Source organism: Rhizobium sp. AC44/96 (assembly GCF_001692185.1).
Lineage (GTDB): Bacteria > Pseudomonadota > Alphaproteobacteria > Rhizobiales > Rhizobiaceae > Rhizobium.
This window is the reverse complement of record NZ_LXKO01000001.1, coordinates 772,278-794,059: the sequence shown is the minus strand read 5'-3', so window position 1 is coordinate 794,059 and position 21,782 is coordinate 772,278. Positions and strand designations below refer to the sequence as shown.

Genomic DNA, 21,782 nt, shown 5'->3' with positions numbered 1-21,782 from the left:
GCATTTCCTTGTCCGCCTTCAAAAACCTGCCTGCCCCGCCCGTCGCGCCCAAGAAGCCGCTTTCCGATACGCGCCACGGCATTACCCGCACCGACGATTACGCCTGGCTGCGGGCCGACAACTGGCAGGCGATGTTCAAGGATCCGTCGATCCTCGGCCCCGAAATTCGCAAGCATCTCGAGGCGGAAAACGCCTACATGAATGCGGCGATGGAAGACACCAAGCCGCTGCAGAAGACGCTGTTTGCCGAGATGCGCGGCCGTATCAAGGAAGACGACAGCTCCGTGCCGATGAAGGATGGCGCCTACGCCTACGGCACATTTTTCGTCACCGGCGGCGAGCAGCCGCGCTATTTCCGCATCCCGCGCGATGGCGACGTCAAGGACGAGACGATCCGCACCGTGCTTCTCGACGGCGACAAGGAAGCGGGCGGCAAGGCCTATTTCCGCCTGGCAGGAATCGATCATTCGACCGATCACAATCGCGGCATCTGGGGCTATGACGACAAGGGATCGGAATTCTACACGCTGAAGGTCCGCGATCTCACTACCGGCGAGGATCTGGCCGATGTGATCGAGAACACCGGCGGCGGCGGCGTCTGGGCACCCGACGGCAAGAGCTTCTTCTATTCCGCGCTGGATGAGAACCACCGCCCGTCGAAGGTGTTTCATCACATCGTCGGCACGCCGCAGTCCGAGGACCGGCTGGTCTACGAGGAAGAGGATGCCGGCTTCTTCATGGGGGTCGGCGGCTCGCTGCTCGACGACGTCATCTACATCGATATCCACGACCACGAGACAAGCGAATATCGGCTGCTCTCGACCAAGGACCTCACCGCGGAGCCCAAGCTCGTTGCCGCTCGCGAGGACGGCGTCGAATATTCGATGACCGAAGGCGGGGATGTCTTCTATATCCTCACCAACGATGGCGATGCGAAAGATTTCAAGATCATGGAGACTCCGGTTGATGCGCCGGAGAAGGCCAATTGGCGCGAGGTCGTGCCGCACAAGCCTGGCACGCTGATCATCAGCCACATGGCCTATGCACGGCACCTGCTGTGGCTGGAGCGCAAGGACGGCCTGCCGCAGATCATGATCCGGGACCGCCGGACCGGCGAAGAACACGCGATCGGCTTTGCGGAAGAGGCCTACTCGCTCGGCCTGCAGGGTGCGGCGGAATACGACAGCGACGTCATCCGCTTCTCCTATTCGTCAATGACGACGCCCTCGCAGCTCTACGACTACAACATGGTGACGCGCGAGCGCACGCTCCTGAAGACGCAGGAAGTCCCATCGGGCCACAATCCGGATGACTATGTCACCCGTCGTGTCTTCGCACCCGGCTGGGATGGCGTCGAGGTTCCCGTCACGCTGCTCTATCGCAAGGAGACCCCGCTCGACGGTTCCGCACCGTGCCTGCTCTATGGCTACGGCGCCTATGGCGTCACGATCCCTGCCAGCTTCAACACCAATTGCCTGTCGCTGGTCGATCGCGGCTTCGTCTATGCCATCGCCCATATCCGCGGCGGCAAGGACAAGGGCTTTGCCTGGTACGAAGACGGCAAGATGGAAAAGAAGACCAACACCTTCAAGGACTTCATTGCCGCGGCGGACTATCTGAATCAACAGAAGTTCACGTCCTACGCAAACATCATCGCCGAGGGCGGCTCCGCCGGCGGCATGCTGATGGGCGCGATCTCCAACATGGCGCCCGAGAAGTTCGCCGGGGTCATCGCCGCTGTTCCCTTCGTGGACGTGCTGAACACCATGCTCGACGATACGCTGCCGCTGACGCCGCCGGAATGGCCGGAATGGGGCAACCCGATCGACAGCAAGGAAGAGTACGAACAGATCGCCGCCTACTCGCCCTACGACAATGTCGGGCAGAAGGCCTATCCGCCCATCCTGGCGCTTGGCGGCCTGACCGATCCGCGCGTCACCTATTGGGAGCCGGCAAAGTGGGTGGCGCGGCTGCGCGAAAAGACCACCGGCTCGGCGCCGATCCTGTTGAAGACCAACATGGATGCCGGCCACGGCGGCGCTTCGGGACGCTTCCAGCGCCTCGAGGAAATCGCCTTCGAATATGCCTTCGCGATCAAGGTTGCGGGCAAGATGTAGGCCGATGAGCGGGAGCCGCCTGTGACTGTCTATGTGGCACTGCTGCGGGCCATCAATGTCGGCGGTACCGGCAAGCTGCCGATGGCGGAGCTGAAGGCGATCTGCGAAGCTCTCGGCTTCGCAGACGTCACGACGTTTATCCAAAGCGGCAACGTGCTGTTCCGCTCCGATCTTAGCGCTGCCGATGTCGAGCGTCGGCTCGACGAGGCTCTCGGAAAGGCGCTTGGCAAGAAGCCGGGCGTCATGCTCCGCAGCAGGAAGGAGCTGGATGCGGTCGTCGCCAATGCGCCCTTCCCCGACGCCAAGCCAAACTATGTGCTCGTCAGCTTCCTGCCGGAGGCTGCACCCAGGAACGCTCTGGACGGAATGGTCGCGCCTGATCGCGAGGCAGCGGTCGTGGCCGGGCGCGAGATCTATGTCCACTTCCCTATCGGTGCCGGCAAATCCAAGCTCAAGCTCGCCGCCCTCAAACCCGGAACCGCCCGCAACATGAACACGGTGCGCAAGCTCGCCGAAATGGCCGCGGCGATGGAAGCGCGCTGAGTGCGCCCGCCGCCTATTTTAGAACAAACTTAACAATCAATCTCGCGGTGCAGCATTCCTTTGGTTTGGCACGGGAGAGATCCGATGGCGACCTACCGACACTGCTTGCCGCAACTCGATGGCGGCCTCTTCGTGACCGATGGCGGCATGGAGACAACCTTCATTTTCCACGACGGCCTGCAGCTTCCCCACTTTGCATCCTTCGTCATGCTCGCCTCGGAAGAGGGACGCGACCGGTTGAGGGCGTACTATCGCCGCTATCTCGACATTGCCCGCAGACACGGCGCGGGTTTCATCCTCGACACCCCGACATGGCGCGCCAATCCGGATTGGGGCGAAAAGCTTCATTACACGCGTGAAGCATTGCACGCAGCAAACGTTGCAGGCATCGATCTGCTGGCCGAGTTGCGCACAAAACACGAGCAGCCGGACCGGCCGATCGTCCTCAGCGGCGCGATCGGGCCGCGCGGTGACGGCTACAAGGCTGGCAACATGAATGCGGCGGAGAGCGAGGACTATCACAGCATCCAGATTGGCAGCTTCGCGGAGAGCCAAGCCGACATGGTGACGGCGTTTACGCTGACCAATATCGACGAGGCGATCGGCGTCGCGCGCGCTGCGGCAGCAAGGGGCATGCCCTGCGCGATCTCGTTTACGGTCGAGACGGACGGCAGGCTGGTGACCGGGCGCAGCATGCAGGATGCGATCGAGACCACGGATGCGGCGACCGACGCATCGCCGGCCTATTACATGATCAATTGCGCCCATCCTTCGCATTTTGCCGATGCTCTTGACCACCGCAGCGGCTGGGTGAAGCGGATCTACGGGTTGCGCGCGAATGCCTCACGCATGAGCCACGCGGAACTTGACGAGAGCGAGGAGCTGGATGCGGGGGACCCCGCCGACCTCGGACAGCGATATCGCGAGCTGATGCAGGAGATGCCGCAGGTGCGCATCGTCGGCGGCTGTTGCGGCACCGATCACCGCCATGTCGCGGCAATCTGCGAGGCCTGCATGCCCGCGCCGGCGCGGGCATGAACGGTCAATGCTCGGCGTGCGCGGGCTTCTCGCCGCGGTGGCCGCTGATATCGGCGCCGGCCGTGCGGGAGAAGCGCAGGTTCCAGAAGGTTGCCGTGATCGAGATCGCGGTGACGAAGAGGAAGGCGGCCGAGAAGTCGTGGAGCTGCGGGGTCTCGCTGCCGTTGAACGACATGGACGTGTGCAGCGCCAGCGCGCCGACGCAGATGCCAAGCGACAGCATCAGCTGCTGGAAGGTCGTGTAGAAACTCGTCGCCGAGCTCATCCGGTCACGATCGATCTCGTCATAGGCAACCGTGTTGTAGGCCGTGAACTGGAACGACATGAAGAAGCCGCACATGACGAGGATCGCGAAGATCAGGCCGAGGGGCCAATCGGGGCGGAAGGCGGCGCACAGCGCATAGCCGACCGTTGCGACGACACCGTTTGCGACCAGTGCGTTGCGGAAGCCGAAGCGGCGCAGCACGCGTGGCGCAAACGCCTTCATCGCCATGGAGCCAAGAGCAGCCGCGGTGACGAGCTGGCCAGCCTTGGCGGCCGAAAGACCAAAACCGAGCTGGAAATAGAGCGGCAGCAGGAAGGGCTGCGCACCCTGCGTGATGCGGGTGAGCGAGCCGGCGATCACCGAAGTGCCGAAGCTCGGCACCTTCATCAGCGAGAAATCCATGATCGGCGATGGATGGTTGCGGGCATGCTTGAGATAGGCGATGCCGAACAGCACGCCGACGGCAATCAGGAACAGCGAAAAGCTTCCCTCTCCCGGCCGGCTCGACGTCTCGAAGCCAAACAGCAGCGAGCCGAGCGCGATACCGGAGAGAATGAAGCCGATGGTGTCGAAGCGTCCCGACGCCTTGCCCTTGAAATCCTCGATGAAGATCGAGACCAGGGTGAAGCCGATGATGCCGATCGGCACGTTGATGTAGAAGATCCAGCGCCAGTCGAGATAGGTGACGATCAGACCACCGACCGGAGGCCCGAGGATCGGGCCGATCAGGGCCGGCACCAGCAACCATGACATGGCGTTGACCATGTCCTTGCGATCGACGCTGCGCAGCAGCACGAGGCGACCGACCGGCAGCATCATGGCGCCGCCGAGGCCCTGGAGCAGACGAGCCAGCACCAGACAGAGAAGGTTGGGCGACAGCGCGCAGAAGATCGAACCCGCAATGAAGACGGCGATGGCCGAACGGAAGACCGTGCGCGACCCGAAGCGATCGGCGATCAGCCCGCTTGCCGGAATGAAGATCGCAAGACTGAGCAGGTAGGAGGTCAGCGCGATACTCATCGACGGCGCACTGACACCGAAATCGCGGGCCATGGTGGGCAGCGCCGTGGCCAAAACGGTCGCATCGAGCTGTTCCATGAACATGGCGCTCGCAACGATCATTGCAATCACGCGGAAACTAGGCTGGCGACGCCCGATGGCAGCCGCCTGATAGATCTGATCCGACATCGTCTGGGATCACTCGCAATGGCGCGGGCCGGCGCGGAAGCGATGGCCGCGGTATGGTATGGCATAATGCCAAAGGGGGATTGCCTTTCTGTATACGCCCGCAAATGTGGCGGCGTTATGCTTTTCTGGCAGGGCTGGTGTGAGCTGATGGTATGGGTCGCATCACCGCCTGGAAACGAATGTTCCCGCATGTTTGGCGACGTGGCGAAGACCATCCGGCTTGCAGCAATCGGCGTCGGGCACTACCTATGGATCATGAGCCAGACCCTCGAAGACATGCGCGACAGCGCAGCTTTTCCCTTTGACAACAGCTACGCGCGGTTGCCGCAGCATTTCTTCGCGCGCCAGACGCCATCGCAGGCCGCCGAGCCGTGGCTTATCAAGCTCAATGAACCTCTCGCAGAGGAGCTTGGCCTCGATGTCGCCCTCCTCAAGCGCGATGGCGCGGAGATCTTTTCGGGCAACATTCTGCCGGAGGGCGCCGATCCGCTGGCCATGGCCTATGCCGGCCATCAGTTCGGGGGCTTCGTGCCGCAACTCGGCGACGGACGAGCGATCCTGCTTGGCGAAGTCGTTGACCGAAACGGCCAGCGCCGCGACATCCAGTTGAAGGGCGCGGGACAGACGCCGTTTTCGCGCCGGGGCGATGGGCGCGCGGCGCTCGGGCCCGTGCTTCGCGAGTATGTTGTCAGTGAAGCCATGTATGCGCTGGGCGTGCCCGCGACGCGGGCGCTTGCCGCGGTTTCGACCGGACAGCCTGTCTATCGCCAAAGCATCCTGCCCGGTGCCGTTTTCACCCGTGTCGCCGCCAGCCATGTCAGGGTCGGCACCTTCCAGTTCTTCACCGCGCGCGGGGACGTCGATGGCGTCAGGGCGCTCGCCGACTATGTCATCGAACGGCACTATCCGGAACTGCGCGACGCGGCCAATCCATATGTTGCCTTGTTCGAGGCGGTGTGCGAGCGGCAGGCCGCGCTGATTGCGAAGTGGCTGCATGTCGGCTTCATCCATGGCGTCATGAATACCGACAATATGACCGTGTCAGGCGAGACAATCGATTTCGGCCCCTGCGCCTTCATGGATGTCTACGATCCCGCAACCGTCTTTTCCTCGATCGACCAGCAGGGCCGCTATGCCTATGCCAACCAGCCTGGCATCGGGCAATGGAACCTGGCAAGGCTTGGCGAGACGCTTCTGCCGCTGATCGATGCCGACGCCGAAAAGGCGGTCGAGGCCGCCAATGTCGTGATCGGCAATTACGGAGAGCGCTTCCAGGCCCATTGGCTTGGCGGGATGCGCGAAAAAATCGGCCTCGCGTCCGTCGAGGACGGCGATCTGGATCTCGTGCAGTCGTTCCTGGCCCTCATGCAGACCCAGCAGGCCGATTTCACGCTTGCCTTCCGCCGTCTGTCGCATCTAGCGGCCGATGACAGCGCCGAGCCGGCCTTCCTCGCCAGGTTCAGAGATCCCGATGCTGCGCGGGCATGGCTCGAGCGTTGGCGACAGCGCTTGAAGCGCGAGATGGAGCCTGCCGCGCAGCGAAGTGCGGCGATGTTGCGCGTGAACCCCGCCTTCATTCCGCGCAACCACCGCATCGAGCAGGCGATCGCAGCCGCGGTCGAGGACGCCGATTTCTCGCTGTTCGAAGCGCTGCTCACGGTGCTTGCCAGACCATACGAGGACCAGCCGGCATTTGCCGCCTATATGGAACCGCCGAAGCCGGAAGAACGCGTGCTGGAAACCTTCTGCGGCACCTAGAACACCTGAAGCTCCCTGGCCCTTCGGTCGCAGTTGAAAGCCACTGCGCTCGCTCTATCTCGCTGATTAGCGGACATTTTTCCCGCGCGGTCCTACCCGAACATTCAGCGGGAGAAATTCATAATGGCAATCGTCATTACTTCGACACTCCTCATTCTCATCGGACTTGCTCTCGGCGGCGGCGGGCTCTGGCTCGTGATACTCGGCGGGAGCGTCTTCTACCTCTTCGCGGGCGTCATGTTCCTGCTGACGGCCATCCTGCTCCTGATGCGCAAGCCTGCGGCCCTTTGGGTCTATGCGGTGCTCGTCGTCGTCTCGCTGGTCTGGGCGATCTGGGAAGTCGGCTTCGACTGGTGGCAACTCGGCCCGCGTGGCGGCCTGATCATCCTGTTCGGGCTGTGGCTGCTGACGCGCGTCATCCGCAGGTCGCTCGGCTTTGTCAGCCCGACTGGAACCTCCTACGGAGCGAATGCGTGGCCGCTGGCCATACCGGTTCTCGCCGCCATCGTGGTGGCCGGCTACTCGATGACCACCAATCCACACGACCAGACCGGATCGCTGCCGACCGATGTCGCAGGCACCCAGGCCTTCGGCGGCACCGTGCCCGATGGCGAATGGCACCAATATGGACGCACGCCGTTCGGTCAGCGCTATTCGCCGCTCGATCAGGTGAATGTCAGCAACGTCAAGGATCTGAAGGAAGCATGGCGCTACCAGACCGGCGACGTGAAGCGGCCTGACGATGTCGGCGAAACGACCTATCAGGTCACCCCGCTGAAGATCGGCGACACGCTATACCTGTGCACGCCGCACAACTGGGCCATCGCGCTCGACGCCAAGACCGGCAAGGAGAAATGGAAGTACGATGCCAACTCCGGCATGAACCCGGATCGGCAGCACCAAACCTGCCGTGGCGTCACATATTACCACGATACGGCAACGGCCGGCGGCCAGCCTTGCGTCGACCGCGTCTACCTTCCGACGTCGGACGCCCGCCTGATCGCGCTCGATGCCATGGACGGCAAAGTCTGCACGAGCTTCGCGGACCAGGGCGTGCTGCATCTCGAAAAAGGCATGAAGTACAATCCGGCCGGCTACTACTATTCGACATCGCCGCCGGTCGCGGTTGCCGGCAAGCTGATCATCGGCGGAGCGGTCAACGACAACTACTCCACGCATGAGCAATCCGGCGTCATCCGTGCCTTCGATATCAATTCCGGCGCGCTGATCTGGAACTGGGACTCGGGCAATCCTGATGTGACGGCGCCGCTCCCCGAAGGACAGACATATACGACGAACTCACCCAACAGCTGGTCGGTCCTCAGCGTCGATGACGGGCTGGGCATGGTCTACATCCCGCTCGGCAACCAGGTGCCGGACCAGCTCGGCATGAACCGCAGCGCCAATGTCGAGAAGTTCTCGTCGTCGGTCGTGGCGCTTGACCTCAATACCGGACAGATGAAGTGGGTCCAGCAGTTCGTGCATCACGACCTCTGGGACATGGACGTGCCCGCCCAGCCGGTCCTCTTCGACATGAAGAAGGCCGATGGCACGGTGGTCCCGGCGCTTGTCGCCCCGACCAAGCAGGGCGACATCTACGTGCTTGATAGGCGGACCGGCGAGCCGATCATTCCGTTCAAGGAAATCCCTGCCCCGGGTGGCGCGATCCCGGAGGACCATACGTCGCCTACACAGCCGATTTCCGACCTCACCTTCTCGCCGCCACCGCTACAGGAAAAGGACATGTGGGGCGTGTCGCTGTTCGATCAGCTCGCCTGCCGCATCCAGTTCCATCGGTACAAGTACGAAGGGCGCTATACACCGCCGTCGCTCGTCGGCTCGATCATCTATCCCGGCAACTTCGGCACCTTCAACTGGGGTAGCGTGGCCGTCGACCCCGAGCGCCAGATCATGTTTGGCATGCCGACCTATCTTGCCTTCACCTCGCGGCTGGTCCCGGCCGCCGACATCCCACCGAAGGGGCAGGATGAGAAAGGCAGCGAACAGGGCCTGAACCGCAACGACGGCGCGCCTTACGGGGTCTTCATGGGACCGTTCCTCGGACCGCTGAACATTCCGTGCCAGGCGCCGCCATGGGGTTATGTCACCGGCGTCGACCTCAGGACCGGCAAGATCGCCTACAAGCTCAAGAACGGCACCGTCCATGACATGACGCCGTTGCCGCTGCCCTTCAAGGTGGGCGTTCCCGGCATTGGTGGCCCGATGCTCACCAAGGGCGGCGTCGCCTTCCTGGGTGCCGCCGTCGACAACTACCTGCGCGCCTACGACGTGACCAACGGCAAGCAGCTCTGGCAGGCCCGCCTGCCGGCCGGCGGCCAGGCAACACCGATGACCTACACGACCAGCGACAACAAGCAGTATGTTGTCATGGTCGCAGGCGGCCATGGCTCGATCGGGACCAAGCCGGGCGACTACGTGATTGCCTACACGCTGCCCTGAGCGGCAACACGCCAAAGCACGATAGTGGCCGCCATCTGGCGGCCGCTATCTTTTCGCCCACAAGTTTCAGACAGGCTCCCTGCGCAATTCTCCCGACATGTTGTTCCGGGGAATTTTTCATGAAGATCGATAATAGCATTTCCAGCGCCTACGGGCTGACGAGCCTGCTCAGCCAGCGCAACAAGCAGCAATCTCTCAGCATCGAGACCAGCGTGCGCCAAAGCGGTTCGGCTCTGCAGCCGAGCACGACGCCGCCGTCTATCTCCAGCACCATGTGGGCTCTGCAAAGCGGCGGCAGCGCGACGATCAACGCCAGTGACGACGAAGCCAAGGCCCGGCATGATGCTGTCATCAGCGAGTTCACGGAGCTTGCAAACATGACGCCGGCAGAGCGCATTCGCCAACAGATGCTGGAGCGTCTCGGCATTTCGGAAGACGAGCTGGCATCGATGCCGCCGGAAGAGCGCGCGGCGGTCGAAAAGCAGATCGCCGAAGAGATCAAGAAGCAGCTGACCGGCGTCGATGACAACAAGAGCGATACTCAGGACACCGGCGTCATCACAGCCTGATACACTTCACAAACTGATTCATCAGGATGCGACGGAGATTCACATTTGCGTCGCATCCGTTTGAGCCGAAAGCTCTTTTTTTTGGGAGACGCCCGCTCAGATCATCTCGGCGGCGATCCGGCCGACTTCGCCGAAGATCGCGTTGATCTCGGAAATCTCCGCCGTCGCGTCTGCGACGTAGACGGTCATCAGGATCGGGCCATGCCCCGGAGGCCAGGCGACGGCGATATCGGCGGCGGTGCCGTTGTTACCGGTTCCGGTCTTGTCCCCGATCTTCCAGGTGTCAGGCAGCCCGGTGCGAAGGCGCGTGCCGCCGGTCGTGTTTGCCACCATCCATTCGACCAGCTTGTTCTGCGAGGGTTCCGAGAGGACCGAGCCGAGCGTCAGGTTGCCCAGCGTGTCCAGCATCGCATCCGGCGTCGTGGTGTCACGCTGGTCACCCTTCTTCGCCTCGTTGAGATCAGTCTCCCAACGGTCGAGGCGGGTGGAGCCATCACCGACCGTGCGCAGCCAGTTTGTCAGCTCCTTGGGACCGCCGAAACTTTCGAGCAGCAGATTTCCGGCCGTGTTGTCACTCTGGGTAATCGCCGCTTGGCAAAGCTCGCCGACGCTCATCCCCTCGCCGCCGACATGCTTTTCGGTCTCCGGCGAGTGGGTCACGAGCTTGTCCTTGTCGTAGACCACGCGGCGCTCGAGGTTTTCCTCGCCCTTGTCGACACGGGCAAGGACGAAGCCCGCGGCGAGCACCTTGAAGGTGCTGCACATCGGGAAGCTCTCCGTCTCGCGATAACCGAAGGAGATGTTCGTCTGTGTATCGATCGCCGAAACGCCGATGCGGCCACCGATCGCCTTTTCCAGGGCTCCGATCCGCCGATCGATCTCGTCATCGCTCTCGGCCGCCCGCGCCACGATCGGGCTGAACAGGGTCGGCATCAGCAATGCCGAACCAAGAAGCGTGCGACGGCGGATCGAAAAGCGATGCATGAAAACCCTCTGCCCAGAATCAATGCCAGAATCAATGGATGACAGAGCTAGAGAGAGATTGTGGCCCGCTTGCGTCGATCAAGCCGCCGCCTGCGTAACCTCGACCGTGACATGCGAAAGCCCGGTGAGCCGCTCCAGCTTGTCCTTGTAGAAGGAGGGCGCACGCGGCTCGCGGGTCACCAGTGCCACGATGGCGGCATGATGGCCGGGACCTACCTGCCAGACGTGCAGATCGGTGATGCGCTCGCCGCCGGTCTCGATGACCGCGCGGATTTCCTCCGGCAGGTCCTCGCGTTCGGGCACGACGTCCAGAAGCACGGCGCCGGACGTTTTCATCAGGCCCCACGCCCATTGTGCGATGATCAGGCCGCCGACGATACCCATCATGGGGTCGAGCCACAGCCAGCCATACCAGCTGCCGAGCAGCAGGGCCACGATCGCCAACACCGATGTCAGGGCATCGGCAATCACATGAACATAGGCCGCGCGCATATTGTTATCCGCGCCGTGGTGGGCGGGCGCGCTGTGATGATGGGCATGGTCGCCAGCGTGATCGTGGCCATGATGGTGCCCATGGGAATGTCCGTGGGCGTGGCCGTGATGGTGGTGATCGCCTCTCAGCAGCCAGGCGCTCGCCAGGTTGACGAGCAGGCCGACAACGGCAACACCGATGGCCTGGGAGAAGCTGATCGGAACGGGATGCGTCAGGCGTACCATGCTTTCCCATGCCATCAGCAGGGCAATCAGGGCGAGGATGATCGCGCTGGCGAAGCCTGCCAGATCGCCGAGCTTGCCGGTGCCGAAGGTGAAGCGTGGATTATGCGCCTGCTTGCGGGCGTAGACATAGGCGATCGCGGTGATCAGCAGCGCGCTGGCATGTGTCGACATATGCCAGCCATCGGCGACCAGCGCCATCGAGCCGTAATAGGTGCCCGCAGCGATCTCCACCACCATCATGGTCACCGTCAGGGCGATGACCAGCCAGACCCGATGCGCATTGCGATCGTGGTCGGCGCCCAGGAAAACATGCTCGTGTTCCAGCTTCTCTACTTGCGCATTCATCACGCAACCCTTTCAAACAATAATCAGCGGATGTACGTCCGCAGCACTTCCGAAATCTCCTGTACCGCCTCGCTGCGGGCCTGCTCGTCTGCCGCGTGCAGCACGTGCTCGTGCAGATGATCGTCCAGCACCTCCCCCGTCAGGCCGTTCAACGCGCCACGGATGGACGCCAGCAACTGCAGGATCTCGCCGCAGGGACGCTCCGCTTCCAGCGCGCGCTCGACGGCCTCCATCTGGCCCTTCATCCGACTGATCCGTGCGATCAGCTTCTTTTTCTGGTGCGTGGTGTGGGACATCGTTCGCTCATAATATAGGGGGGTACCCTATCTGAATAACACAAGGATGGAGTGACCGCCAGCCGCTTGACAAAAGACTCTTTTCCGCCGATGTATCAGCTCATGATCAAGAACGCGCACATCACCAGCTCGTATTTTTGGCTGTACCTGTAAAGGGCGGCCGGACAAGATCATATTGTCAACAAGCCGCCGTCAGGCGGCTTTGTTGTATCGGCAGCGTCCTGACGGCAGAACACCACTAAAGGACGCAGGACCATGATTGAAATCGAAGACAGCGAAATCTCGTTGATCCGCCCGCCGGTGATCAACATCCGTACCGCCAAGCCGCGCGACCTGCCCGAACTCAGCGACATGATCGCGCTTCTGGCCAAGCATCACGGCGATGCAGCGGCCTCCACGCCTGAACAGCTCGAGCGTGACCTCTTCGGTACCCTGCCCTGGATCACCGCCCTTGTCGCCGAGACGCCCGAAGGCCTGATCGGCTACGCCATACTCGTGCCGCTCTACAGGGCCCAGGACGGTGCGCGCGGCATGGACCTGCACCACCTCTTCGTCCGCGACGGTCATCGTGGCCACGGCGTCGGCCAGCATCTCGTCAACCGCGCCCGCGACACAGCCCGCAGCGCCGGCTGCGGCTACCTTTCGGTCAGCGCCGCGACAGGCAATGTCCAGGCGCACCGCTTCTACGAGAACATGGACTTCGTCCCTCGCCCGGTCACCGGCATGCGCTATATGCAGGCCCTGGCATAGGAGGCGGCTGCGCCTCCGCTCCCCACGAAGGAGAGGAACCATGAAGCGGCTTGCAATCGTCCTCACCGAGGGCTTTGCCGATTGGGAGGTGGCCCCTCTGACGGCCTCGGCGCGCACCCATTTCGGCTTCGACGTTGTGACGGCAACGCCAGACGGAGCCGAGGTGCGCTCGATGGGCGGGATGCGCGTGGCGGCCGACATCGCAACGGAGCACCTGCATGCCAACGCGTTCGACGCCCTGATCCTTTGCGGAGGCACCGTGTGGGAAACCGAAAAGGCACCTGATCTGAACGGCGTGATCGACGACTTCATCAGCCGCGATAAGGTCGTTGCTGCAATCTGCGGGGCGACCCTGGCGCTGGCGCGGGCCGGCGCGCTGAACCGGGCGGCGCATACGAGCAATGCCGCCGATTTCATCGCGGACGTGCCCGGCTATTCCGGCAAGGCGCGCTACAAGGACAGCCCCTACGCAATCCGCGACGGCAAGGTCATCACCGCCGCAGGTTCGGCCCCCGTCACCTTCGCCGCCGAAGTCTACCGGGCTCTCGGCCATGGCGGCGACGAACTCGACCAGTATGTGCTGATGTTCGGCGCGGAGCACCAGCCGAAGGCCATTTAATCCTTCGGCCCAGCTCAGCGCAGGACCGGCTCTCCGTGGATACGCCGGCGCGACGGCTTGGATACGCCGAAGCCGACCTCCATCATCAGACGCGGCTTATGCGTTGCGACCGTGCCCATGTGAAATCCGAAGGGATCTTCGACGAAGCCGAAGCCCGCTTCGCCGGTCAGCGTAACCGGGCTGTCCTTACCATAGAAGTCGAGGATTTCCTTGGCGGGGTGGCCGACAAGCAAGGTGAGCTGGTGCTTGAGGCGTCGCTTGTTGTGGCTGCCCCTGACATAGACGTGCGGCCCGGTCCCTGTGTCGACATCGACCAGATAGAAGAAGAACTTCAGCATCCGCCAATCGTCGAGATCGAAATGATACTTGTCGAGCGATGCCAGGCTGCAGTCGGCCTCAGTCGCCCTGGTCGGGAAACTCCACCAGGTCCGCGTGGTGATCAGGCGCGCCTGTGCGCCAAGGTATCTGCGGGCGATCTCGGACAGCAGCGGATCGCGCTGGACCGCACGTACCGCCGGGCAATCGAGAGCGCGCTCGAAATGGTGGCCGCTCAGGATCGCCCGTCCGTGCTGTTCCTCGGCGGCGCGATGTTCGACGGCCCGGAACTCGATGTTGCGGTCGAAATTTCCGAAACAGGGTGTGTCGTTGGCAAACTCGGCAATTTCTTCGGTGACGGTCTTCGGCAGCGTGATTGCCGGGAACAGCCCCTCGCGCTTCAGTCCATCGATGGCGGCGTCGAGATCCACACCTGCGAATATCGAGGGAAGCCCCTCGATCGCGCCGTTGCTCGGCCGCGCCGTCAGCCAGTGAGCACGCCGCCCGGCAATGGTGCGGGCCAGCAGAAACATCGGCAACCAGGCCGGGTTCTCGCGGATATCGGCCATGTAGGTCGGTATTCGCACCGCCATGCGACGCAGCTTGCCGCCCTTGCGGGCGACGGATTCCAGGTCGTTCACTGAAGTCACTGATGGGCTGTGCATGCAGCTGGCCTTTCGGAAGACGTTGATCGTTCGTCGTTCGGCGGCAAGCCACAAGGCTGCCGCGGGGCATTCAGTTGGCCCGGCGATCGTATGCTGCAATGCGGCGATTTTTAGGTTAGAAACCCCTAATGTGACGGAACAGCCTTGAGATAGGCGGCAATCGCCTCAAGATCTTCCTTTGGAAGATGGGCAATGTTCTGCTGCACCTCGGTCATCGAGCCGCCGGCCGAGTCGAAATCAGGCGTGAACCCGGTTGCGAGATAATTGGCGATATCGGCCTCGCTCCAACCGCCGACGGCTTTCGAACCCGGCGTTATGTTGGGTATTTGGCCCGGGCCTTCGGGATTGGGAGCGCCCGCTAGCCACATGTCGGGCTGGAAGCCGCCGAGTCTATTGCGGGGCGTATGGCACTCGCCGCAATGGCCGAGGCCTTCGACCAGATGCTGTCCGCGCTTCTGCCTGTCATCGGCATTGGCAAGAACGACGCGGGGCTGTTCGTTGAAGTAGAGGAACTTCCAGCCGCCGAGCGCCAGCCGAACATTGAACGGGAACGGCAGTTCATGCGGCGGCGCGACGTTGCTGCTCTTCGGCAACGTCTTGAGATAGCCGAAGAGGTCATTGACGTCCTTGTCGCTCATGCGGGCATAGGAACCATAGGGAAACGACGGATAGAGGTGCTGACCATCGGGGCCGACGCCGCGCCTCATGGCGTTGCCGAACTGAGCGAGCGTCCACTGGCCGATACCGGCCTTTTCATCCGGCGAAATATTGGGGACATGGAAGGTGCCGAATGGGCTCTTCAGCGCCAGTCCGCCGGAAAGTGTCAGCCTGGCATCGGCCTGCGCGCCCGGCGCTGCATGACAGCTGACACAGCCGCCGGCCCAGAAGACAAGCTCGCCGTTTTTCACATCCGGCGCGCCGAGGTTGGCCCAATGGCTCTCGGGAAGCGGATTGGGCGCGGTGATCATGTAGAACGCGGCGCCACTAAGCACCACGACACCGACGATGCAAAGAAGAAATCGGATAAATCTTCGAACCACGCACCGCTCTCCCATTCACGATCCTGGCGCTCAAACATAAAGCGATCCGCCGGGCCTGCAAGACCGGGGCGGATCGCGGCCGATGGATCGAAGGTATTATTCCTTCTTCACGCGATAGAGCTGATGACAGCCGCCGCAGCTCGCGCCGAGTGTCTTCAGGCCGGCACCGACGCCGGCCGCATCAGCCGGAAGCTGGGCGAGCAACATGTCCGCGTCACTGCCGAGCTTGACGGAGCGGGCCTTGAAGTCGTCCATGTTTTCCCAGATCTTCGGGCTTGCCTCGCTGTCCTTGTCGCTGGTTTCCGTGCCTGCCTTGAACTGGTCGGGAAATGCCTTGGCAGTCTCCGAAATCGTCGCCAGCGCGGTCTTGATGGCGTCGGCGTCGTACGGCTTTTCGCCCTTGGCGATCGCCGCCAGGGCGCCAGTGGCGCCACCGACCTTCTTCATCATCGCGACGCGAGCGTCATGCGTTCCCTCACCGGCCGCCAGGACGGTGCCTACCCCCATGCCGGCAACGAGAACTGCTGCGGCGATTGCTTTCAGTCTCATATCTTCACTCCTCTTCGATAACCGAGATCTTCGAAGCCCGGCGCTTCGTTTTAACGCGGGCATGATGTCAAAATTATCTCGGCCAAGAAGTAACAAATGGGTGATAATGCAATCATTTCAGGAATCTAATCGGTTTGCACGACATCCCCTCAGGCCGATGCACGCCAGCCGTGCCATGCGGTGAGCATTGCCACGGCAATCAACAGCCCACCGGCGATGCGTCCGACGAAGATCGTCGCCCGCGGATTGGAGATCAGCGCCCGCCGACTTCCCGCCGCGGTAAAGGCCACCGTGCCATAGATCGCCGCCTGCGTTGCCATGGTCATCAGCCCCATAACGACGCCTTGCACCCAGATCGGCCCATAGGCGGGCTTCAGGAACTGCGGATAGATCGCCAGCACGAACAGATAGGCTTTCGGGTTTACCAGGCATGTGACCGCCCCCTGCTGGAACGCCCGCCAGCCGGAGCGCGTCCCGTCGGCCCCGACCGTGTCGACGACGATGGAACTGCGAACAAGGGTATAGCCGATCCAGGCCATGTAGGCTGCGCCGACCACGAGCAAGGGATTGAAGAGCGACGGCAACAGGCTGGCGAGGATGCCCACGCCGACCACGCCATAGAGCGAATGGACCGCGCCACCGGCCATGATCCCGGCCGTCGCCGCCATGCCGCTACGCCTGCCGCCCGTCAGCGAATTGGCGAGCACGAATAGCATGTCCATGCCCGGCACGATGATGATCCCGAAAAGGAGGGTAAAAAAGAGCCAGAGGTTTTGGCTATATGTCATGTCAGTTGCCCATGATGAAATTGAAGGTGAACTCTGAATAGGTTGTTGAATTTCAATTCGATAATGGGAACTATACGCAGGCCGTACTGACAGCGTATTGTCAGTAGCGTTTGATTGCGGAGACGAAGAATGCGCAAGGCCTCGCGCCTTTTCGAGATCATCCAGATCCTGCGGCTCGCGAAGAAGCCCATGACCGCAGCTGCCATGGCAGAAACGCTCGAAGTTACCGTTCGCTCGATCTATCGGGATATCGTGGCACTCCAGGCGATGCGCGTGCCGATCGAGGGCGGGCGCGGCATCGGTTATATCATGCGGCCCGGCTTCGACTTGCCGCCGCTGATGTTTTCCATCGAGGAAATGGAGGCCATCGTCTTGTCGCTGGCGCTGCTGGAGCGCACAGGCGACGACGAGTTGAAGCAGGCGGCCAAGCGCGTCAACCAGAAGATCGCAGGCGCGGTGCCCGCGCCCTTGCGCCAGGCGATGGAGGGCAAGGCGCTCTATGCCTGGGGATCTGCCGCCCCCTCGCCGGTGGGGCTGGATCTCGGGCTCGTGCGCCGCGCCATTCGCGACGAACAGAAACTCACGCTGGTTTACCGTGACGAACTCGGCCGGGCCACCGAGCGGATGATCCGGCCGATCGCGCTGATCTACTATTCGCAGACAGCCAACATCGTCGCCTGGTGCGAGCTGCGCCAGGCGATCCGCAATTTCCGCAGCGACCGGGTCGAGCACTGCGCAGCGACGCAGTCCTATTTCAAGGGCGAAGGCGACGAGCTGCGCCAGCTGTGGACATCAGGCTGGACGGAACGACCTGCTGCGGTCTCCTAGGTCACCATCGCCCACCCACGCGGACGATGGCAATGGCAGTCACGCTTAGGCGCGCAGCGCCAGCGTTCTGTCATCTTCGCGGCCGAAGCCGCGGATCGTGATCCGATCCGGCCAGATCTCGACGATGGCGAAAGCGTTCTCGGCTTCGGTGTCGACCATGCCCTTGAAATTGACGAAGTGGCAGCCGTTGACGGCGCCGTAGTTGCCGACGTGGTTGTGGCCATTGAAATAGGCGGCGACGTGATCCTGGGTCGAGAGCAGCTCAATGATGCGCTCGCGGTCCCAGCAGTCATGCTCGTTGGGCGGATAAACCGGGTAGTGGTTCATGACGATGACGCGTTCGTTGGCGGCGCGTGCGGCCTCGATCTCGGCGGCCAGCCAGGCAAACTGCTCATCGCTTGCCATGGCATTCCACGGATTGGCGTTTATCGCGCCCGCGGCCCGCAGTTCGGCGAGCTTGGCTGCGGCGATCTCGCGATGGGGATGGCCTTCCGGCGGCGCGAAGGTGCTCACCTCGTTGCCGTTCAGCACGATGAAGCGCCAACCATGGCGGACGAAGCTGTAATGGGGCGCCGATAGCCCGACCCTTGCCGACACATGCGCGAGATGTTCGGGCGCCACGGAGAAATCGTGATTGCCAAGCAGGAAGAGGTTTTCGTGCTTCAGTTCCTCGTAAACCGGGAGGATATCGTCGAAGCTGGCGAAGTCGCGATCGATGATATCGCCGAGCGTCATGACGAAGCTCAGGTCCTCGCCGTTGAAGACCTCGATGGCGTCGCCAAGCTTGGCGAGGCTGTTGGCGTAGTAGCGATCCATTCCGACATGCGGCTCGATGGCTGCATATTGCGGGTCTGCGATGATGCCGAAGCGGAGGATGGGAGTGGCGAAAGATTGTGTCATGGCGGTGCTTTAGGCGCCTGCAATGACAGGCTTGTGACGGTCGGAGAAAACGGAAACGCCCGGCGCTTGCGGCACCGGGCGTTCCATTCCGTCTCGCGAAAACCGCTTACTTGGTGGCGGCTTCGTAGCGTTCCAGGACGTAGTCCCAGTTGATCAGGCTGTCGACGAAGGCTTCGAGGTACTTCGGACGAGCGTTGCGATAGTCGATGTAGTAGGAGTGTTCCCATACGTCGACGCCGAGGATCGGAGTCGCGCCGTGAACGAGCGGGTTTTCGCCGTTCGGGGTCTTGGTGATTTCGAGCTTGCCGTTCTTGACGGAAACCCATGCCCAGCCGGAGCCGAACTGGGTGGTGCCGGCTGCAACGAAGTCAGCCTTGAACTTGTCGTAGCCGCCGAGGTCGGAGTTGACCGCTGCTTCCAGCTTGCCAGGCAGCTTGTTGCCGCCGCCGCCCTTCTTCATCCACTTCCAGAAGTGGACGTGGTTGTAGTGCTGGGCAGCGTTGTTGAAGAGGCCGGCATTGGTGCCGAAGGACTTCTTCACGACTTCTTCCAGGGAGAGGTCCGCGAGACCGGCTTCGGCCGCGAGCTTGTTGCCGTTGTCGACATAAGCCTTGTGGTGCTTGTCGTGGTGGAACTCCAGGGTCTCCTTCGACATGAAAGGCTGCAGCGCTTCGTAGTCGTAGGGAAGTTCAGGCAATTCAAAAGCCATTGTAGTCTCCTCTTGGCAATAGTTTGCGTGATCGGCAGGTGAGGCGGAACATAGGAGCGCAAGCAGGTGGAGGCAACCTGCGAATTATCAAAAAAGAGGTGGCCGGAGGAAAATTTGCCTTCGCTAAGGACTTGGCTTCAAAGGCGCAAATCGCTCATGATGCGAGTCCGGGCGAAATACCGAATGAAGGGGTTCATTATGCAAAGAAACGGATTTGGTTGTTGCGTCCTGGTGGCCCTGACGATGTCCGCCGGCGGTGCCTGCGCATCATCGGGGGACGCGTGGCAGGAATTCGCGACCGAGGTGCAAAGCCGGTGCGAAACGGCAGCACGAACCTCGGTCGAATTTCCGCGCGCCGTCGTCGATCCCTTCGGCAGCGAGCACTACGGAATGGCGATCGTCACCGGCAAGCCGAAAGGCGCAAACGGCTTCGTCAGCTACTTCTGCGTCTACGACAAGCAGACGAAATCGGTCGAACTCGGCAGCGAGATCGAGACCGGTCGGATGCGACTTCTGCCCGAGGAATGACGTATAACGCGCCCTGTTGCGCAAACGTCACAGGTTCATCAGTTAAACCTGTTGATTGTCATCGTCCGTCTTTTGACAGCGACACATAGCCATTCCTAGATGCAACCCGCAGCATGCGTGTACGGAATCACAGCAATTTTCGAGAAGCTTCGCTTAATTAGCTAAAATCCATATTTCGCCGGCGTTTTGACAGGGTACTTTTGGGGCACAAGTCATGGTCATGAGCTTTTTTCGTCGCGGAGAAGAGGGCGGCAAGTCGCTGCCGACAACAGGTTACAGACCGGCATCCATAACAGATCAGCGTTCGGACACGGCCGAACCGTTGCGCTACTCGATCCCGGATGTCGAGGATTTCGCCGCATTCGGCTCGGCGCTCGAAGAGAACCAGCGGACTTCGGAAGATCTGCTGTCGAGCCTGGTATCGCTTCAGGACCGCGTGTCGACGCTGCTGGGAACGCACAACCGCTCCCTCACCGAGACCGGTGCCCTGCGCGCCGAATGCGCGCGCATCAGCTCGCTCCTGGATTATGAGAGCCGCGCCCGGCAGAAGGCCGATCAGGACAACTCGCGCCTGACTAATGAAAACAAGGATTTTCGCACCGACAACACGCAGCTTCGCACGGAAATCGATGCGCTGCGCGACGAGCTCACCAAGCTGCAGGGCGTGCATCAGATCACGTCCGAGGAATTCACCATTCTTGAGACGCGCTTGCTCGATGCGGAGCGCGAACTCAGCGACGGCGCGATCCAGTTCGACGAAGCCTCCACCCTTCTGAAGCGTGCGCAGCAGGAGCTCGAGCAGCGGATCCGGGAACTCGGGATCACGCGGGAGAAGCTGGACAGCGAAACCACGGCCCATCAGCTGCTGATCGAAACCTCGCGCAAGGAAAACGGTGTCCAGGCGCGTGAAATGGCGCGCCTCAACGAGGAACGCAGCCATCTGAAGAGCAGCCTCATCGAACAGGAAGCGCTGGTGCGTAACCTGCAGATGTCCGTCGCAAGCGCCAAGCAGGACCTGTCTCTGTTCGAAGAGCGCCACAAGCGCCTCGAAGTCGAGTTCGAAACGCTGCAGGCGTCCTCGGCGCTCGAAATCGCGCATCTGACGACCAAGCATGAGGCGGTCGGCTCCAAGGCCGAACTCGTCGAGAAGCTGCTCGTGACCGCCAACGGTCGCAACAGAATGACCGACGAAGAACTGCAGGCCGCACGCACTGAACTCAAGCGCGTCAAATCCGATCTGGCGACCATGACGTCGCGGTCGGAGCGCCTGTCGGAAGAGCTGCAGCGGGCACGGACGACCGGCGCGGAAAGCGAATCCGCACGCCGCGAACTGGCTGCCCACAACAACGACCTGACGTTGAAGCTGCGCGAGACCGACAGCCTACGGGTCAGACGCGATCGCGATGCCGATGCGCTCCGCCGCGACATGGACACGCGCATGGACTCGGATCGCTACGAGATCGGGCAGCTGCGCACCAGCCTGGAGATCGCCAAGTCCGAGATCCGCCAGCTGCGCGCCGAGCGGGCAATCCTGACCGGCCAGCTGGAAGTGGCACGCACTGAGCGGGCCGGCATCCCCTCGCCCGTGACTTCAGACGATGGCGACGACACGGCCAGCGGCCTTAGAATGCCGGCGGCAAGCTTTACGCCGATGATCGACATATCGGAAAGATCGCTGCGGCAGGCGCAGGACATGACCTCGGGCGAGCCGGCCCGGATGCCGCCGGCAGAGTAATGCCGTCCGGCCTTTCGGCCGGACCATGACCGACACGGTGCGGGTCCCGCCGTGACACTCACCTAATTCCCGCGAC

21 protein-coding genes are annotated in these 21,782 nt (G+C 62.2%); 11 read left to right on the top strand and 10 right to left on the bottom strand.

Annotation, left to right across the window (positions count from 1 at the left end; all coding sequences use genetic code 11):
- Positions 1–8: 8 nt before the first annotated feature.
- The 3 genes from A6U87_RS03800 (at position 9) to A6U87_RS03790 (ending at position 3,698) form a co-directional block, all read left to right on the top strand.
- Positions 9–2,117 carry a S9 family peptidase gene (locus A6U87_RS03800; RefSeq protein ID WP_065689866.1) on the top strand — a complete coding sequence of 703 codons (2,109 nt, stop codon included), beginning with the start codon at positions 9–11 and terminating at the stop codon, positions 2,115–2,117.
- A 21-nt stretch (positions 2,118–2,138) separates the two neighbouring features.
- The gene (locus tag A6U87_RS03795; protein WP_065689865.1) at positions 2,139–2,660 is read left to right on the top strand and encodes a DUF1697 domain-containing protein; all 522 of its coding nucleotides are present in this window, start codon (positions 2,139–2,141) and stop codon (positions 2,658–2,660) included.
- 84 nt (positions 2,661–2,744) lie between these two features.
- Positions 2,745–3,698: a homocysteine S-methyltransferase family protein gene (locus tag A6U87_RS03790; RefSeq protein ID WP_065689864.1), complete on the top strand. Its 954-nt coding sequence runs from the start codon at positions 2,745–2,747 to the stop codon at positions 3,696–3,698.
- 4 nt (positions 3,699–3,702) lie between these two features.
- Here the strand turns inward: A6U87_RS03790 and A6U87_RS03785 are convergent, their stop codons facing one another.
- Positions 3,703–5,151, bottom strand: a complete 1,449-nt coding sequence (locus tag A6U87_RS03785; RefSeq protein ID WP_065689863.1) for a DHA2 family efflux MFS transporter permease subunit — start codon at positions 5,149–5,151, stop codon at positions 3,703–3,705.
- Between the two features lie 255 nt (positions 5,152–5,406).
- On the opposite strand from A6U87_RS03785, the gene A6U87_RS03780 reads away from it, so the two are divergent.
- The 3 genes from A6U87_RS03780 (at position 5,407) to A6U87_RS03770 (ending at position 9,938) form a co-directional block, all read left to right on the top strand.
- Complete coding sequence (locus tag A6U87_RS03780) at positions 5,407–6,909, top strand: YdiU family protein (protein ID WP_065690259.1); 1,503 nt, start codon at positions 5,407–5,409, stop codon at positions 6,907–6,909.
- Positions 6,910–7,032: 123 nt separating this feature from the next.
- Positions 7,033–9,369, top strand: coding sequence for a glucose/quinate/shikimate family membrane-bound PQQ-dependent dehydrogenase (locus tag A6U87_RS03775; RefSeq protein WP_065689862.1), 2,337 nt, complete (start codon positions 7,033–7,035; stop codon positions 9,367–9,369).
- 119 nt (positions 9,370–9,488) lie between these two features.
- Positions 9,489–9,938, top strand: a complete 450-nt coding sequence (locus A6U87_RS03770; RefSeq protein WP_065689861.1) for a hypothetical protein — start codon at positions 9,489–9,491, stop codon at positions 9,936–9,938.
- 96 nt (positions 9,939–10,034) lie between these two features.
- On the opposite strand, the gene bla is transcribed toward A6U87_RS03770, so the two are convergent.
- From bla to dmeR, 3 genes are all read right to left on the bottom strand, one after another.
- Complete coding sequence (gene bla / locus A6U87_RS03765; RefSeq protein ID WP_065689860.1) at positions 10,035–10,922, bottom strand: class A beta-lactamase; 888 nt, start codon at positions 10,920–10,922, stop codon at positions 10,035–10,037.
- Positions 10,923–11,000: 78 nt separating this feature from the next.
- Positions 11,001–11,984: a CDF family Co(II)/Ni(II) efflux transporter DmeF gene (gene dmeF, locus A6U87_RS03760; RefSeq protein WP_065689859.1), complete on the bottom strand. Its 984-nt coding sequence runs from the start codon at positions 11,982–11,984 to the stop codon at positions 11,001–11,003.
- A gap of 23 nt (positions 11,985–12,007) precedes the next feature.
- Entirely contained in the window at positions 12,008–12,280 is a 273-nt protein-coding gene (gene dmeR / locus A6U87_RS03755) for a Ni(II)/Co(II)-sensing transcriptional repressor DmeR (RefSeq protein WP_065689858.1), read from the bottom strand.
- Between the two features lie 255 nt (positions 12,281–12,535).
- Here dmeR and A6U87_RS03750 point away from each other — a divergent pair, with 255 nt between their 5' ends.
- Complete coding sequence (locus A6U87_RS03750) at positions 12,536–13,030, top strand: GNAT family N-acetyltransferase (RefSeq protein ID WP_065689857.1); 495 nt, start codon at positions 12,536–12,538, stop codon at positions 13,028–13,030.
- A 40-nt stretch (positions 13,031–13,070) separates the two neighbouring features.
- Positions 13,071–13,649 carry a type 1 glutamine amidotransferase family protein gene (locus A6U87_RS03745; protein ID WP_065689856.1) on the top strand — a complete coding sequence of 193 codons (579 nt, stop codon included), beginning with the start codon at positions 13,071–13,073 and terminating at the stop codon, positions 13,647–13,649.
- Between the two features lie 14 nt (positions 13,650–13,663).
- On the opposite strand, the gene A6U87_RS03740 is transcribed toward A6U87_RS03745, so the two are convergent.
- From A6U87_RS03740 to A6U87_RS03725, 4 genes are all read right to left on the bottom strand, one after another.
- On the bottom strand, positions 13,664–14,629 hold the full coding sequence (locus A6U87_RS03740; protein WP_065690258.1) for a hypothetical protein: 966 nt from the start codon (positions 14,627–14,629) through the stop codon (positions 13,664–13,666).
- A gap of 125 nt (positions 14,630–14,754) precedes the next feature.
- Positions 14,755–15,669 (bottom strand): cytochrome c, encoded by a 915-nt coding sequence (locus A6U87_RS03735; protein WP_065689855.1) that lies wholly within the window; start codon positions 15,667–15,669, stop codon positions 14,755–14,757.
- Between the two features lie 96 nt (positions 15,670–15,765).
- On the bottom strand, positions 15,766–16,218 hold the full coding sequence (locus A6U87_RS03730) for a cytochrome c (RefSeq protein WP_065689854.1): 453 nt from the start codon (positions 16,216–16,218) through the stop codon (positions 15,766–15,768).
- 149 nt (positions 16,219–16,367) lie between these two features.
- Positions 16,368–17,006, bottom strand: a complete 639-nt coding sequence (locus A6U87_RS03725; RefSeq protein WP_065689853.1) for a LysE family translocator — start codon at positions 17,004–17,006, stop codon at positions 16,368–16,370.
- A gap of 129 nt (positions 17,007–17,135) precedes the next feature.
- Between A6U87_RS03725 and A6U87_RS03720 the strand changes: the two genes are divergently transcribed.
- Entirely contained in the window at positions 17,136–17,834 is a 699-nt protein-coding gene (locus A6U87_RS03720) for a YafY family protein (protein ID WP_065689852.1), read from the top strand.
- 45 nt (positions 17,835–17,879) lie between these two features.
- Here A6U87_RS03720 and A6U87_RS03715 read toward each other — a convergent pair whose 3' ends face one another.
- Together A6U87_RS03715 and A6U87_RS03710 are read right to left on the bottom strand one after the other, a co-directional pair.
- Positions 17,880–18,734: a metallophosphoesterase gene (locus A6U87_RS03715; protein WP_065689851.1), complete on the bottom strand. Its 855-nt coding sequence runs from the start codon at positions 18,732–18,734 to the stop codon at positions 17,880–17,882.
- A 106-nt stretch (positions 18,735–18,840) separates the two neighbouring features.
- Positions 18,841–19,443, bottom strand: coding sequence for a superoxide dismutase (locus tag A6U87_RS03710; RefSeq protein WP_065689850.1), 603 nt, complete (start codon positions 19,441–19,443; stop codon positions 18,841–18,843).
- A 198-nt stretch (positions 19,444–19,641) separates the two neighbouring features.
- On the opposite strand from A6U87_RS03710, the gene A6U87_RS03705 reads away from it, so the two are divergent.
- Together A6U87_RS03705 and A6U87_RS03700 are read left to right on the top strand one after the other, a co-directional pair.
- Positions 19,642–19,971 (top strand): hypothetical protein, encoded by a 330-nt coding sequence (locus A6U87_RS03705; protein WP_065690257.1) that lies wholly within the window; start codon positions 19,642–19,644, stop codon positions 19,969–19,971.
- A gap of 214 nt (positions 19,972–20,185) precedes the next feature.
- Complete coding sequence (locus tag A6U87_RS03700; RefSeq protein WP_065689849.1) at positions 20,186–21,706, top strand: hypothetical protein; 1,521 nt, start codon at positions 20,186–20,188, stop codon at positions 21,704–21,706.
- Positions 21,707–21,782 lie beyond the last annotated feature (76 nt).

What these genes read in the sequence shown, in the direction of transcription:
- A6U87_RS03750 (WP_065689857.1), top strand. Translation starts at nt 12,536, where the DNA reads ATGATTGAAATCGAAGACAGCGAAATCTCGTTGATCCGCCCGCCGGTG.
- A6U87_RS03790 (WP_065689864.1), top strand. Translation starts at nt 2,745, where the DNA reads ATGGCGACCTACCGACACTGCTTGCCGCAACTCGATGGCGGCCTCTTC.
- A6U87_RS03715 (WP_065689851.1), bottom strand. Translation starts at nt 18,734, where the DNA reads ATGACACAATCTTTCGCCACTCCCATCCTCCGCTTCGGCATCATCGCA.
- A6U87_RS03725 (WP_065689853.1), bottom strand. Translation starts at nt 17,006, where the DNA reads ATGACATATAGCCAAAACCTCTGGCTCTTTTTTACCCTCCTTTTCGGG.
- A6U87_RS03780 (WP_065690259.1), top strand. Translation starts at nt 5,407, where the DNA reads ATGAGCCAGACCCTCGAAGACATGCGCGACAGCGCAGCTTTTCCCTTT.
- A6U87_RS03720 (WP_065689852.1), top strand. Translation starts at nt 17,136, where the DNA reads ATGCGCAAGGCCTCGCGCCTTTTCGAGATCATCCAGATCCTGCGGCTC.
- dmeR (WP_065689858.1), bottom strand. Translation starts at nt 12,280, where the DNA reads ATGTCCCACACCACGCACCAGAAAAAGAAGCTGATCGCACGGATCAGT.
- A6U87_RS03775 (WP_065689862.1), top strand. Translation starts at nt 7,033, where the DNA reads ATGGCAATCGTCATTACTTCGACACTCCTCATTCTCATCGGACTTGCT.
- A6U87_RS03785 (WP_065689863.1), bottom strand. Translation starts at nt 5,151, where the DNA reads ATGTCGGATCAGATCTATCAGGCGGCTGCCATCGGGCGTCGCCAGCCT.
- bla (WP_065689860.1), bottom strand. Translation starts at nt 10,922, where the DNA reads ATGCATCGCTTTTCGATCCGCCGTCGCACGCTTCTTGGTTCGGCATTG.
- A6U87_RS03705 (WP_065690257.1), top strand. Translation starts at nt 19,642, where the DNA reads ATGCAAAGAAACGGATTTGGTTGTTGCGTCCTGGTGGCCCTGACGATG.
- A6U87_RS03740 (WP_065690258.1), bottom strand. Translation starts at nt 14,629, where the DNA reads ATGCACAGCCCATCAGTGACTTCAGTGAACGACCTGGAATCCGTCGCC.
- A6U87_RS03700 (WP_065689849.1), top strand. Translation starts at nt 20,186, where the DNA reads ATGGTCATGAGCTTTTTTCGTCGCGGAGAAGAGGGCGGCAAGTCGCTG.
- dmeF (WP_065689859.1), bottom strand. Translation starts at nt 11,984, where the DNA reads ATGAATGCGCAAGTAGAGAAGCTGGAACACGAGCATGTTTTCCTGGGC.
- A6U87_RS03730 (WP_065689854.1), bottom strand. Translation starts at nt 16,218, where the DNA reads ATGAGACTGAAAGCAATCGCCGCAGCAGTTCTCGTTGCCGGCATGGGG.
- A6U87_RS03710 (WP_065689850.1), bottom strand. Translation starts at nt 19,443, where the DNA reads ATGGCTTTTGAATTGCCTGAACTTCCCTACGACTACGAAGCGCTGCAG.
- A6U87_RS03770 (WP_065689861.1), top strand. Translation starts at nt 9,489, where the DNA reads ATGAAGATCGATAATAGCATTTCCAGCGCCTACGGGCTGACGAGCCTG.
- A6U87_RS03745 (WP_065689856.1), top strand. Translation starts at nt 13,071, where the DNA reads ATGAAGCGGCTTGCAATCGTCCTCACCGAGGGCTTTGCCGATTGGGAG.